We start from the raw sequence: 13,695 nt of genomic DNA, 5'->3' as shown, positions 1-13,695 counted from the left end.
AGACAAACTAGGTTCTAAGCGAAAAAGCTCATTATTATCAGTTTATTGTGTAAATTATTAGAGCAACTATTTTCAACTCAAATTTTTGATATACCACAATATAAGTGTACAAAACAAAACCAGACATCCGCCAACTTTTTTAACGGATATATCCAACTCACCTGATCCAGATTAAAAAAGCCAATGAGCAATACCCATTGGCTTTAAAAATGGTTAATTCTAAACAGAATGATCAACCTAAGGCTGGCAAAACTCCAAGAGTAATTAATATCTGTGCAGCGATGATACCCGTACCAGCAATACCTGTGATCACTAACGCTCCTTGCCCACCAGCAACACGATAATCTCCAGTAAAATCGTTAGAGCGACGAACTTTAATCACCATCACCAGCGGCAAAAATATCGCCAGAATAGCCAGAGCGATAGCCGCATAGCCTAATGCCATGATAAAACCTTGCGGGTAAAACAGAGCAAAGCCTAACGGAGGAGTGAATGTGATCAACGCGGCAATCAAACGGTTTGGCTTATCGCTGCTTCCTTTGATCGTATCACCCAAGAACTCGAATAAACCAAGGCTCACACCGAGGAAAGATGTTAACAGAGCCAAATCTGCAAACATGCCAACTATGTTACCCAGATTTGATTGGTGAACCGTCAGTGACAACTGGCCAATAAGTGAACTCAATCCGCCATTTTCAATCAATATATCCTGACTGACCACGCCTAACGTTACGACTTGCCAGAAAATGTAAATCACTAGTGGAATGGTAGAGCCTATGATCACGGCTTTACGTAATGAAGCAGTGTCTCCGTCTAAGTAGTTCACAATAGCAGGAATACTGCCGTGAAAACCAAAAGACGTAAAAATCACTGGAATCGCCGCCACAATAAGACCTTGTCCAATTGGCATACTTAACAGGTAAGACTGCGTCACATTTGGCGCTAAAAATGACAGCACCGCTACCATCGTAAGAAGTTTCATGCCAAACAATATACGGTTAACTTTATCTACAGTACCTGTGCCGATAGTAACAACCAAAGTCACTATCAGTGTGAAGATGATGGTTGAAGTCGAGCCGGAAATATCAAGCTCAAACCATTGGGTTAAACGTTCGCCAAATTGAGCACCGCCACCAGCAATGTATGCCGCACACAAAGAGTAGAACAAAAATAGCATTGCAAAGCTGGCAACCCATTTCCCCTTCTGGCCAAGTATTTGTTTAGCCAGAGTATGGAGTGTTGCACTGCTTTCAGCATATTGATGAAGCTCGAGCATCAATAAGGCCGTGAATGCCATTAAAGCCCATAGACCAAACATAATCACGAGGGAAGTAGAAAAACCGATACCAGCAGAGGCAAGAGGAAGCGCCAGCATACCGGCACCAATTGTAGTCCCTGCAATAATTAGGGTACTACCAAACACTTTAGAACGACTCATTGTATATTATTCTTTACATCTTATTGAATATTAGTAGCACCAGATCAGGTAATAGAGACCCTACATGACACCATATTTTGTTATTAACACGATACTGTAGCATATTCACGATAAGATCAAGCAAAGTGTAAGAATAAAAACCCATACGTGTACATTTAATTTTACACCACATATGCAAACGAAGAGCTCCCATTATTATCAGATAAGAGTCGTCACTACTTTCAAGATAGAACTTAATAAATTGATTTTTGGTAAGTTTGTTATGGAGAATTTGATGTGACGAAAGAGGATTCAGAACTTAGTTAGAAACGTTCTGGTATAGGGCGATAGCGAGACGTAAAGATTACGCCTCACCTGATGTTAAGAAAAAAAAGGGTTTAAACCTGTCAGTTAGCTTGCAATATCTAACAAGTTACCTCTGACACCATTGATACGGAACCAACCTGCGATACTAAATCGCTCTGCATTAGTCGGTAATACTTCATGTGGAAATTGTTCTGATAAGAAAACAAGAAGGCGCCCTCCTCGCGGTGGTATCTTAGCGACTACGTTGTCATTGAGGTCATAAACGACCAGTTCGCCAGCGTCTTCTTCACTCCAGGCTTCATTCATGTAAAACACGGTTGTCAAACGACGATTTTCATTTCCTTTGAAGCTATCGAGATGTTTTTTATAAAAATCGCCTTTCTCGTACTTCGCAAAGTGAGATTCATATTCAAACAGACCGAGATATAGATGACGGTTAACCGCTTCGCGAATGTCTTCCATCTTGTTAAGGTAAGATGCTATCGGATCGCCCATATCAGGTTTTAGCCATTGAATTTTGTCACTGCGAATGGACTCTATGCGTGTAACATCTTCATTACGACCAATGCGCGCCTTTTTCCAATTGTCAGGGACACACGCTCTTAAGTGAGCAACCTCTTCTTCTGAAAGAAAGTCGTCCCAAATATAATATCCATGAGTCGCAATAGCATCGATCAGTTCGTTCATTTAATCTATTCAATCGTGTGGTTGGAAGCGTCTTATATGTAATTCAACCAACAACGACAAATGCGATATTTTGTCGAGACGACAACTATTTAGTTTTATAACTCATCCTTTCTCATTTCCGCTCTGTGTTACCTGTTAAGCCTTACGAAAACAGAAGCCTCTGCTTTACTAATAAGATTGTTCGCAAACCGCCTATCAACATTTCATCGGTAACAACACTCAAACTGGACGAGATGGGACGAAAGATATTTTCCACAGCCAACAACACTAGTGATAAATACTGAATATGTTTATTTTCATAACATGATAAATTACATAATTACTGTTATTCTCGAATAAAACAAAGAACGAATCTGACTTATGGACTATATCACTCTTTCTAGAATCAGTTTGAAACACCTCACCGTGTTACACATGTTGCTGACAACACACAGTGTCACTCAAGCTGCAGAGCAACTCTGTGTTACACCTTCGAGTGTCAGTAAAATACTTAGCCAGCTTCGCGAAACTCTAAAAGACGAACTTTTTTATCGTGATGGTACCCGTTTAGTTCCAACGCCATTTGCAATTAATATAGGTCCCTCTATTCACGGCATTTTGTCTAGTATGAACGGCTTATTGCACCAAGGGTCATTCAATCCTGCGTATTATCAGGGCGATTTTTCCATTGCCATGCGTGAAAGCTCGTTGGAACTGTTTGCTCCAGTGTTGGTTCACTTGTCACAACAGCTCGGTAACCATGCTTATTTAAACGTCCATTCTAAAGATGAGATGAGTTTTGATGCGTTAATCAGAGGTCAGATTGATTTCTTGTTGCTGCCCCATGATCTCAGTCAGCCACCGACTCATAACAAAGATCTCGTTTGGCAAACCATATTAAAAGATGAACTTATCTGCTTGATGGGCAAATCCAATCCACTGGCCAAGCAACCATTGACTATTGAAGGTTACCTGTCAGCTCGGCATATCGGCATTCATGACAAAGATCTTTCTCGACCGTATTTTGAGCAAAATCTGCGACAAAGGCACCACAAACGAAACGTTGCTATACGCGTCGCAGATTTCGGCTCCGCAGCGGTCATGTGCCACCATACAGACTATTTGTTTACCTGCTCCAAGCGTTGGGCGAGAGTCGCGCTGCAAACGAAAGATTTGGTCGAGCAACCTCTTCCGTTCGATTTTGGGCAAGTGTCTTACAGTTTGGTCTGGAATAAAGCGAGTTTGAATGATCCTGCTTTACGCTGGTTACAGCAGCAATTACTTGATGCATGTAAAGTGCTTAGCGCTTGCGAATATTGACGACAAACATTATGAAGAAGCAGGTAATAAAGGTGGGGTTGTTGTCTTGAGAGCTGACGAAGATTCCCCACCGGATGTCGTCACTACGCAGGTAAACGTCTTAACATCATCAAGTCGCCCACCGCATTTATAGAGTAGCTAGCCATTTTTTAATTTGGATTGTACTGGTCTATCTCTAATACGGTGAACGCAGTGGGTTCACTCCTTTCTAAGCCAAACAACGTTGTTGTTTTGTCGAACCACGCGCAGAGTTTACTCTAGCCAACGACTTGCAACTAATGAAAAATCCCGCACGCCTCATTTCCAAAAAGGAAATAAGGTACAGCTAAATTAGCAAGTTATTACTCAAGTTAAATCGACAATCTTGATTTGTCTCTTCTAGACTGTAACTTTCAAAACACTACCCGTTATTTCACGAAATAAAATAAGCTATAACCAAGAGGCGTGATAAGTAGTTAAATAATAGAAAAATGTGTTCCTCTCACACCATTCGCAACGAAGAAGCCTTTTGTGATGTAGCTAAGTCGTCAGGCAAATAATTTAAATTACTGATTACATCTAGGAGCTTAGTTCACCGTGGCTTTATCGTAGGAACTGTATGACATATTTCCATAACAGAAATTAAAAGACTCAGAGGTGGTATAGATTTCTATTTCTAGACGTGGGAATTAAAACGGCTACGATTTTGAACTCATAGCCGTGAAAAATAACTATGTTATGCGTTACCTAAGCCTTTCAAAGACAACGTTTTGATCAAGGTGTTCATGGTATTGCGTATAATCCAACCCCCTATCAAAGATGTATGTTGTCACCAAATTTCTCACACACTCAACCAACTGACTGGCCTGCCACGGTTTCTCAAAGTAACGGTCAATTCCTGCAGTGTTAATCGCATTAATGGTATCTGTGTGTGTTGCTTGCCCGGTTAAAAGGACTTTTCGAGTATGAGTAAAACGACTGTCCTTTGAAATTTCAGCCAAGAGTTCAACGCCAGTTTTTCCTGGCATAACGTGATCCGAGATGATCAAAGCAATCATTTCACCCTCTGCATCAAGTTCGTCCATCAATTCCAGAGCTTCATCTGCGGACTCACAATCTTCTATGTTTAGCCACTGAGATAATGGTTCTAGATCAAGTAAAACCGCGCTTAACACCTCTCGTTGGTCATCAACGCAAATTAAATTAAGCTTCTCCATGTTCACCCTCTATCGGTAATTTGATTCTAAAAATAGTTTTGTCACTGTTACTCTTCACCACAATCGAGCCGCCATACCCTGCTACAATGCGTTTAACTATCGACAATCCCAAACCCAGCCCAAAAGACAACCCACCTTTCTTGGTAGTAAAGTTAGGCCGAAAAATCTTTCTGCGCGTCGCTTCACCTATCTCCGGGCCGTTATTCGCGATAGTGACAAGAATTTTCCCTTTACTGGCTCGGGTTTGAATCTCGATGATTGGCGAATCTATGCTAATGAGCGCATCACAAGCGTTTTTTAAGATATTCACCCAAATCTGCACAAGCTCGGTCTGAGAACCAATAAACAAAGGAAGTTCCGCGGGGCTAAAACGAACTTGTACTCGCCTTAAATCGCTTTGTAATAGCGCAACCGCTCGGTTAATCGAATCATTAATGTTTAAAGCCTCATCCAGATCGATATCGGTTCGTCCCAGCTGTTTGACAGAGCGCACGATGCCAACCGTATGCTTAGAAGCCAAACGCAAATCATGCAGGTCTCTTCCCATCTGCCAGTATCTAATGGCTTCTTCCGGGCGTTTCAACCAATGCTCCGTAAGATAATCTTCTGGTACTGCGCGAGCTAAGTCCCTCGCTAAGTCTCTCGGTAGGCCATAATACTTTTCAAAATGTTTGCCTCGTTTACGTGCCTCACTGGAGGCGACTTTTTGTCCCTGAAGCAAGCCAAAATCAAAAAACTGGCTAGCCTCCGGATGCACTTCCTCTAACAGCTCCATAATCACCGTTTCTAAACGTTCTGATTTGCTGCTTACCACCCCAATGGCGTTGTTAAGCTCATGGGCGATACCTGCGGCCAATTGCCCTAACGTCGTCATCTGTTCTGCGGTATGAAGCTTTTGCAATGCCTTTTCTTTTGCGAGCGCTTCTTCCATTGCTCGGTGCTGACGGCGAGATAACTCATTTACCATTACTGGCATAAATTGCGCTGTCAGAGGGCCAAATTGTGCCTCTTGCACCGCAGGAGTACTGCGCTCTATCCAAGCTAGCTCTGCATCGGTTTGAGCGATCACCGTTGAAGACGCCGTCCATGTACCAGAAAAGAAACTATGCACCCCGATAAAAGCCCCTTCCGAGGCAGAGAAAACTTTAATCGGCTTCTTGTCGTCTTCCGCGTAGTAGCCCGTTAATTCGCCCGCGATCACGAAATACAGACGGTCGTTATAGCCAGCTTGCTCAATCAGTACCGATCCTGCCGCCACATTGATTCGGCGTTCGACATGATTGAAATAGCGCTCTACCAACGCATCTAATTTAGTTTCATACATGGATTAACCAATATGCCCCACAGAGTGCAGTATCCAAACCATAACAAAGCTTAGCAGCACACCTACGACACCGAGTACCACACCAATCCGCGCCATTTGGTTACTTTGTACATGCCCGGTAGCGTGAGCAAGCGCGTTAGGCGGTGTACTGATAGGCAGAGACATACCAAGTGAAGCGGCAAACGTCACCACGAGAATCAATGTCACTTCACCACCGAGTGGCGTGAGTGATGTCATCGATGTGCCTAGCGCTGCCATGATGGGCATCAACAAGTTAGCTGTGGCCGTATGTGACATAAAGTTGGCCATCGCTAAACAAAGGAATGCCGCGCCAAACAACACCACATAAGGTGAATATTGATCGAATGGAATGCTGTGTACCACTAGCTTCGCCAAGCCGGTTTTATCAAGTGCCAAACCAAGGGCAATACCACCAGAAACCAACCAAAGCACGTCCCAGGAAATTTTCTTTAAATCTTCTTTGTTGATGATGCCAGTTAAGGAGAAAACCGCGACCGGAATCAATGCGACCGTGTATGAGTTCATGCCGTGCGCTGAGCCCATTAACCAAAGGATAATCGTACCGGCAAACGTAATGTACACAATCATCGCTTTCGGCGTTTTCAGGAACTTGCTCTTGATATTCAAATCGATCGTGGTTTGTTCGGCTTTGTACATCACGCCGATAAGTACCCAAGCTAGAGCCATCATAATCACGACAAACGGCACGCCAAACATCATCCATTCACCAAAAGTAATCAGGTTCTCGCCGACTAAATATTTAAGTGCAATCGCGTTTGGTGGTGTCCCGATAGGTGTTCCGATACCGCCAATATTCGCCGCAACTGGGATACACAAAGCAAAGGCGATTCTACCCGGGTCTTTCGGTCCGAACACAGCAATGACAGGAGTCAGGATAGATAACATCATTGCGGTGGTTGCCGTATTAGACATGAACATGGAAAAAATAGCGGTAATCAGCATCAATCCCAACATAACGTACTTGGGGTTTTGTCCAAACGGCTTCAGCAGTACTCGCGCTAAGTTCACGTCTAAGCGGAACTTGGTTGCTGCCATCGCTAAGAAGAAACCGCCCAAGAACAGCATAATAATTGGGCTGGCAAAAGTCGCCATGATCTCATTGTATTGCAACAACTCACCAAAATGCGCCTGCCCTTCTTGTGCCCGAAACAAAACGATACTTTTGTTCGACACAAGCAATAGCTCAAGAACGATAATCACCACCGAAGTCGCGTAAATTGGAATAGGTTCGAACACCCAACATAATGCCGCCAGCAAGAAAATCGCGATGACGCGCTGTTGAATAATGGTGATGCCATCAAATGGAAACGCAGACAAAGGCAGCAGCCAAATAAGTAACGGGATTATCGTTGGAATGATGTATTTAAGATAAGGACGCATAGTGCTACTTCTCTTCCTGAGACGGTGTTAAGACGTAAGGAGTTTCATTAATAAACGGACGTTTTGCTGTTTCGAATACGAGCTTTGTTGATGCTGTTAATCCGAAATAAGCAAACGTAGCTGTTCACTACTCCGATGCGGAATTATGCGCACTGTTAAGGGGCAGAAATTTGGTGTTAGATCAATGAACTTGTATTCACATAAGAAAACATCCGTGAGATGTGTTCAACCTCACTAATTGCGAGTCATAAATAATAATTTTCGTGATAATTCACCACAAAGAGATGCAGCGTATCCTCTGAAAATAATAATGCCGACTTTCGTCGGCCTATTGATATTTCTGTAGTTTTAGAGGACTTAATTCCAACTGCTACGGCAAAGTCACTTATTGGCAAGCAAAGCGAGCTTAGACGACATCATCTTTCTTTTTCTATCGCTTTCGAGGATACTCTCGCACATTATTGTTTAGTTGGAAAACTTCATGCCTCAAGCAAACTCCGTGGTCGTGCTCGACTTTGAAACCACAGGCCTCTCTCCTAACCTTGGCGACCGAGCAATTGAAATCGGAGCAGTTAAACTCGTTGATGGTGAAGTCGTCGATAGTTTTCAGCAACTAATGAATCCAGGCTTCAGAGTGAGCTCTTTTATTGAAAGTTATACTGGCATCACCAATAACATGCTGCGTACAGCACCAAGCTGTGACGAGGTGATGGCATCGTTTAGTGAGTTCATTGCCGATGAGAACCTTATCGCTCACAACGCGTCGTTCGATAAACGATTTTTAGACGCAGAGCTTGAGAGAATCAATAGTGGTTATTCGGGAGAGTTCGCTTGTTCCCTATTGGTGGCAAGACGACTGATACAAGATGCACCATCACACAAACTCGGTGAGCTTGTTCGCTACAAAAACATCGATAACAACGGTGTTTTTCACCGAGCATTAGCTGATGCACAGATGACCGCTAAACTTTGGCTTCAAATGGTAGAAGATTTAGAACATTCAGGAATTGCCAAGCCAAGCTTTGAGTTTATGCAAACCGTTAGTAAGACGGCAAAAGGGAAAGTGAACCTACTACTGGCTAAAAGTCGAGCTTAACTCAGTCTTACTCTAGCTCTTTTCTACCCTTCGGATAACTTTTTGTATCCTAAATCTCCAAGTGGCACCACTGCACGAGGTGCCGTTTGTGAAAGGAAGTGGACATTTTAAATCATCAGAAAGAGAGGACATCCGGGCTGAGTCACACAACTCAATAGCCTGCAGTTAAATTGAACGCGGCTTTAACACAACGTTACGTGATATTAAAGTTGGCCCACAAAGTCCTTATGTACAGTTTCAGTTCCTCCGATGCGAGAACATTAAGCTGAACGGTACAATGCAAGTCGTCATCATCGCCAGAAATTAAGATCCACTCTTCATCTTTTACTGACTCGATTCTACGGCCTAATAGTGCTGTCAAGGACTCAGAGGAGTTTGTAATGTGTACAATAGCTCCATATTGTCTTGCAAGTTGTCATGGCGAATATCCACTGAAAAATCATAACTATCGAACAAGCGTGTGAATCCTTCAGTATTCGTGCTTGCCTCACAAATCAGCAAAACGTTATTCAACGACTTGTTTTCACCACTATGTGTAGCCATGGCACTACCTCCATAAGAATCATTTATTGAACCACAATAAAGAGTGCACCCTTTATCCTGTTAACCTGAAGAAGTATAGGTTTATTCTCGGTCAAGGCTTTTTACCTGGGTTGCTTAATAGATTAGTCTGTATAAAGTTCCATACCCTTCAATACCTAAACCACTATACCAGCTCCCGCACTTTGCTGTGGTGATATGATGGTATTGCCGCCAGCACGAGTTTTAGAAGAAACTTCATTTTTAGATACCGGAATTAGGTTTTCTGAGTCATCTTCATGTTTAAACCAGTTTCAGGGTTTCAATTTTTCGATGTTCATAAAAATCCTCCCATATATGGGTGATATTCATAAGCATTAATCAAGAGGGTGCGGATTCACACCCTCATGCAATTTAGGCAGCTTCGCCATCTTTGGTGTTAGCCTTTTCAACTTTATGCTCTAAAACCTGACCATTTTGGTTAATGGCAATGGATTTAGGCCTCATAGCTTCAGGAATTTCTTTCACCAAAGTAATCGTTAGCAATCCATTAGAAAGGTCTGCGTCAATAACTTCCACATAGTCCGCTAAATTGAACTTACGCTCGAATGTACGATTGGCAATCCCCTGATAAAGATAAGTACGCTCTTCATCAGTGTTCTTATGGCCGCTCACCGTCAGCACACCCTTTTCTACTTGAATATCAAGTTCTTCTTGGACAAACCCGGCTACTGCCAAGGTAATGGCATAGCGGCTCTCACTAAGAACTTCAATGTTATATGGTGGGTAACCACTCACAGCGGTTTCGCTGGTTAAGGCATGATCAATTAACGATGCCAAACGGTCAAAACCAATACTACTGCGATATAGTGGAGATAGGTCAATTGAGTTCATAATATATCCTCCATAAGAAGCAACATATAACAAAAACAATATTTATAAAAAGGTCTCTATTCAGACAACCTTTCAATTTTTAATAGTATTTCAGAGCGACGATTTCAACTGAATTTATATAAAAGATGTTTATTAACCATAATGTTAAAATATCGATTTATTATAAAACCATATTGTTAGTGTCACTCTCGAACATCTTGGAAATAAGCGGGCACTTGATAACTCATTTATGGTCTTAGTTAGAACTGATCAGTCAACTCTTTATCTTTTTCACGTTCTGAAACCACTGCCTAACAAGCGTTATGGCTTTTGAAGGTATAGCCAACCTTAGAGTAAGATTGGCTATTGATAAGCGGGCTTATGAGCACGAACCACAGCAACCAGTAGGACTATCGTGCTTTTCTTGTTTTGGTGAGCGGCTTTGAGACTCTTCGTTATTTTTTGTAGTATTGTTTCCGGCTGATTTTGAATCAGAGTCTTTTTTGCTGAAAATTTTCTTTATTGAGAAAGTCATTGGTAAGTTCCTTAATTATGGAATGGGTTAGCTCAATACAATTAGATAATACTTTAGTGAAACACTCGGGTATTGATGTGGCACATGTTTTCTACAACTATCAGAACAGCCATAACAAAGCGTTTAAGACGAAGTGAGTATGAGATGGGAGTCCAGCGTAAATTGGATGTTGCCGAACGCTTAGGTTATGACTCGGACTACCGGTTGCTCACGCCGAAGTATCTATAACTATCAAAAGGTATTAGCCGAGGAAGGCATACTTGGCCTTAAGCGCATTAACAAACCGCTGCACCTAAGCAAAAACAGCATACCTGAAGAAACCGAACACAAAATTTTCGAGCTGACGTATCAAACCTCAGTACAGTTGAGAACCATGCTAAAGAATGAGTACAACATCACCGTCAGCAGTTGCACGATACGAAATATCTGAAAGCGCGAGGCTCTGAATACCAGAGAGCTGAGAATACAACGCTCAGTGGCATTAAATAAAGAAGCCTAGCCTGTGGGCTAGACTTAAAGGTGAACGGCAAAGTCGCTTGGGATTTATCCCGTCAAGCTCCCTTGGTAATCACAAGCAGATCGCTCTGATTCGTCATTGGATACTCGTGAGTTACGAAGTACCAACCGTAAAGGTACTGGACAAATCCTTGGCAGACTTATTTCCGTTGTGAGATAGGAGTTTGGTCCTAATTATCGCTTAGGCCAATAGATCCACAATGGCTTTACCGACTCCGTGTGCGCTGGTTGGGTTTTGACCTGTGATTACTCGGTCATCGACAATCACAAACTCTTTCCATGGTTGCATTTTAGAGTAGCGCGCTGCGCCACGTGCAAGAGACTCTTCTAATAGGAACGGGATGTCTTTGATAGTGCCAAAATCGATTTCTTCCTCACGAGTGAAACCTGTCACCGATTTAGACGCAAGCAGCTTCTCGCCATTGCTTAGCGTGATAGGAAGAAGAGCAGCCGGACCATGACAAACAGCCGCCACAATGCCCCCATCTTCATAATGTTTTGCTGAGATTTTTGCGAAATCTTCGTTGCTCGCTAGGTCTGAAAGAAGACCAAAACCACCCGGATAGAAGATCGCATCGTATTTGTCACCGTTGATTTGCGAGACTGGAATCGTATTGTTAATGCGGTTCTGAAAATCATCATCAGCTAAGATTCTATTGTTTATCACATCACCTTCAATGTCCATTCCGTAGAGTGGTGCCTGACCACCCTTGATAGAAGCAATGTCGTAATCGAAGCCAGCAACAAGCAGTTCGCTAAGCGCATGAGTTAGCTCTGGCGCGTAAGTTCCGTTCGCTTGATCCGTTTCACCAAGTGTCGCATGATTTGTCACAATAATGAGTACTTTCTTCATGATGGTTTCCTTATTGGCTTATGTATATTTGTTGAACACCTCCATACTAATTGCTAAGCAAATAAGTGACAATACACCAAATTGACAAAATATTATTGCTATATAGCAAAGGTGGTTATGGACAGTTTTGAAGGCATCAACGAGTTTGTTACGGTTGCTGAGAGCCTAGGGTTCTCCGCAGCGGCAAAACAATTAGGTTGCAGCACCAGTCACGTTAGTCGCCAAGTTACAAGATTAGAAGAGCGATTAGGCGTCGCCTTATTAGCGCGTTCGACAAGGATGGTGAGCTTAACGGAAGCTGGACAAGCGTATTACCAGCAGTGCAAAGAGTTAGTGATTGGGCTTCAACAAGCCAATGAGCAACTTACAACGCGGCAAACACAATTGAGTGGCACGTTAAGAGTGAGCGCGGCTGGCGCATTTTCTGAAAAATACGTAGCGCCAGCTTTGATGGAATTCGCCAAACAACACCCCAACCTCACGGTAGAAATCAACTTCAACACTAGCATGGTGAACTTTATTGAAGATGGTTTTGATTTTGCTATCCGTTACGGAAGATTAAGCGATTCAGGCTTGGTCGCGAGAAAGATCGTAGACCGTCCAATGGCAGCGGCTACTAGTCAGAACTACATTGATGAGCATGGTCTGCCGACTCACCCTAGGCAGTTAAAGCGGCACAGCTGTATTATCGCCAACAAAGATGTCTGGTTGTTTGAAAAGGATGGGAAGCCCTTAGATGGTGTAAAAGTACAAGGAAGATGGAAGAGCAATAATGTCCACACCGTTTTGCAAGCTTGTACAGAGGGGTTAGGCATAGCGTACCTACCCAAAAGCAGCTTTAACGATGCCATTTCGTCCGGTCGTTTAATCCCAGTCCTTGAGCCTTATTGGGGGAGCGGCAACAGCAGTTGGATTGTTTATCAAAATCGCCACTTTCTGCCATTAAGAGCGAGACTGGCCATCGACTTTCTACTCGAGCACTTTGCAGAATGGCAGGAGTGACACCTCTCATTTACATAATAAGTAGCGGGTACCCAAGTTTGGAATGAGACAAGAGCTTTTCAGTTCGTAAAACCCGAACCGAACTTTATAACCTCCTCTACCCCTTCGCTTATTCCTTGGGCAGGTGACCAGTCTTCTTCGCAAGCTTCTGCATAGCCTCGGAAAACGTTGTTATCCCGCCTTTAGCTTGAACCTGTAACACCTTATACCCCATCTTTTCCAGCGCTTGACGCTCTGCCAAAACAGCTTCGTCGTCTTGTTGACTGCCCTGGACAGGCTGATGAATGTAATACCCCTCTAGTTGACCATCTTCGACCAGTTGGTGGTGTTTCAGTGCATTGATATCAAAATTCATAGTAAGTCTTTTCGTTTAAAATCGGGAATCTCTGTGGCAAGGCCGCAAGTATTTATAATTTCATCGTTTATAACATAAGGCATTTTAACCATAAAAAGCCAATGCAAATACAGTAATCCAATGGCATCTAATCAGGTACGGCTTACCTTGATGTATGGAATCCACTCTTCCCCAGCCAACCTAAACTTAGTGGGATGAGATAAAACCTGAGGATTCCAACATGCTAACCAACAATGTTATTGCTATAGACTTAGCTAAAAATGTTCTTCAAATC

The 13,695-nt window shown here is 42.8% G+C and carries 12 protein-coding genes and 1 pseudogene; 4 read left to right on the top strand and 9 right to left on the bottom strand.

Features of this window, described 5'->3' with window-relative positions; translation table 11 throughout:
• Positions 1-232: 232 nt before the first annotated feature.
• Both L3V31_RS14015 and L3V31_RS14010 read right to left on the bottom strand, forming a co-directional pair.
• Positions 233-1,438, bottom strand: a complete 1,206-nt coding sequence (locus tag L3V31_RS14015; RefSeq protein ID WP_237316644.1) for an aromatic amino acid transport family protein — start codon at positions 1,436-1,438, stop codon at positions 233-235.
• A 390-nt stretch (positions 1,439-1,828) separates the two neighbouring features.
• Positions 1,829-2,431, bottom strand: a complete 603-nt coding sequence (locus L3V31_RS14010; RefSeq protein WP_237316641.1) for a 2OG-Fe(II) oxygenase — start codon at positions 2,429-2,431, stop codon at positions 1,829-1,831.
• A gap of 360 nt (positions 2,432-2,791) precedes the next feature.
• On the opposite strand from L3V31_RS14010, the gene L3V31_RS14005 reads away from it, so the two are divergent.
• On the top strand, positions 2,792-3,730 hold the full coding sequence (locus L3V31_RS14005; protein ID WP_237316639.1) for a LysR family transcriptional regulator: 939 nt from the start codon (positions 2,792-2,794) through the stop codon (positions 3,728-3,730).
• A 722-nt stretch (positions 3,731-4,452) separates the two neighbouring features.
• Here L3V31_RS14005 and L3V31_RS14000 read toward each other — a convergent pair.
• The 3 genes from L3V31_RS14000 to L3V31_RS13990 are packed head-to-tail and all read right to left on the bottom strand — an operon-like array spanning position 4,453 to position 7,672.
• On the bottom strand, positions 4,453-4,926 hold the full coding sequence (locus tag L3V31_RS14000) for a response regulator (protein ID WP_237316637.1): 474 nt from the start codon (positions 4,924-4,926) through the stop codon (positions 4,453-4,455).
• Positions 4,913-6,250, bottom strand: coding sequence for an ATP-binding protein (locus tag L3V31_RS13995; RefSeq protein WP_237316635.1), 1,338 nt, complete (start codon positions 6,248-6,250; stop codon positions 4,913-4,915). Before L3V31_RS13995 ends, L3V31_RS14000 begins: the two co-directional genes overlap by 14 nt.
• 3 nt (positions 6,251-6,253) lie before the next feature.
• The gene (locus tag L3V31_RS13990) at positions 6,254-7,672 is read right to left on the bottom strand and encodes an SLC13 family permease (RefSeq protein ID WP_237316633.1); all 1,419 of its coding nucleotides are present in this window, start codon (positions 7,670-7,672) and stop codon (positions 6,254-6,256) included.
• A gap of 481 nt (positions 7,673-8,153) precedes the next feature.
• Here L3V31_RS13990 and L3V31_RS13985 point away from each other — a divergent pair, with 481 nt between their 5' ends.
• The gene (locus tag L3V31_RS13985) at positions 8,154-8,768 is read left to right on the top strand and encodes a 3'-5' exonuclease (protein ID WP_237316631.1); all 615 of its coding nucleotides are present in this window, start codon (positions 8,154-8,156) and stop codon (positions 8,766-8,768) included.
• A 357-nt stretch (positions 8,769-9,125) separates the two neighbouring features.
• Here L3V31_RS13985 and L3V31_RS13980 read toward each other — a convergent pair whose 3' ends face one another.
• Together L3V31_RS13980 and L3V31_RS13975 are read right to left on the bottom strand one after the other, a co-directional pair.
• Positions 9,126-9,311, bottom strand: coding sequence for a hypothetical protein (locus L3V31_RS13980; protein ID WP_237316629.1), 186 nt, complete (start codon positions 9,309-9,311; stop codon positions 9,126-9,128).
• A gap of 390 nt (positions 9,312-9,701) precedes the next feature.
• On the bottom strand, positions 9,702-10,181 hold the full coding sequence (locus L3V31_RS13975) for an Hsp20 family protein (RefSeq protein WP_237316626.1): 480 nt from the start codon (positions 10,179-10,181) through the stop codon (positions 9,702-9,704).
• A gap of 640 nt (positions 10,182-10,821) precedes the next feature.
• On the opposite strand from L3V31_RS13975, the pseudogene L3V31_RS13970 reads away from it, so the two are divergent.
• Positions 10,822-11,194 (top strand): annotated as a pseudogene (locus L3V31_RS13970) (ISNCY family transposase); the annotation flags it as partial.
• Positions 11,195-11,392: 198 nt separating this feature from the next.
• Here the strand turns inward: L3V31_RS13970 and L3V31_RS13965 are convergent.
• Positions 11,393-12,064 (bottom strand): type 1 glutamine amidotransferase domain-containing protein, encoded by a 672-nt coding sequence (locus L3V31_RS13965; protein WP_237316624.1) that lies wholly within the window; start codon positions 12,062-12,064, stop codon positions 11,393-11,395.
• 117 nt (positions 12,065-12,181) lie between these two features.
• Here L3V31_RS13965 and L3V31_RS13960 point away from each other — a divergent pair, with 117 nt between their 5' ends.
• Entirely contained in the window at positions 12,182-13,066 is an 885-nt protein-coding gene (locus tag L3V31_RS13960) for a LysR family transcriptional regulator (protein WP_237316623.1), read from the top strand.
• Between the two features lie 109 nt (positions 13,067-13,175).
• On the opposite strand, the gene L3V31_RS13955 is transcribed toward L3V31_RS13960, so the two are convergent.
• Positions 13,176-13,421, bottom strand: a complete 246-nt coding sequence (locus L3V31_RS13955; protein ID WP_237316621.1) for a hypothetical protein — start codon at positions 13,419-13,421, stop codon at positions 13,176-13,178.
• Between the last annotated feature and the right edge of the window lie 274 nt (positions 13,422-13,695).

This window comes from Vibrio sp. J1-1, assembly GCF_021728395.1.
Classification (GTDB): domain Bacteria; phylum Pseudomonadota; class Gammaproteobacteria; order Enterobacterales; family Vibrionaceae; genus Vibrio.
This window is presented reverse-complemented; position numbering and strand designations above follow the sequence as displayed.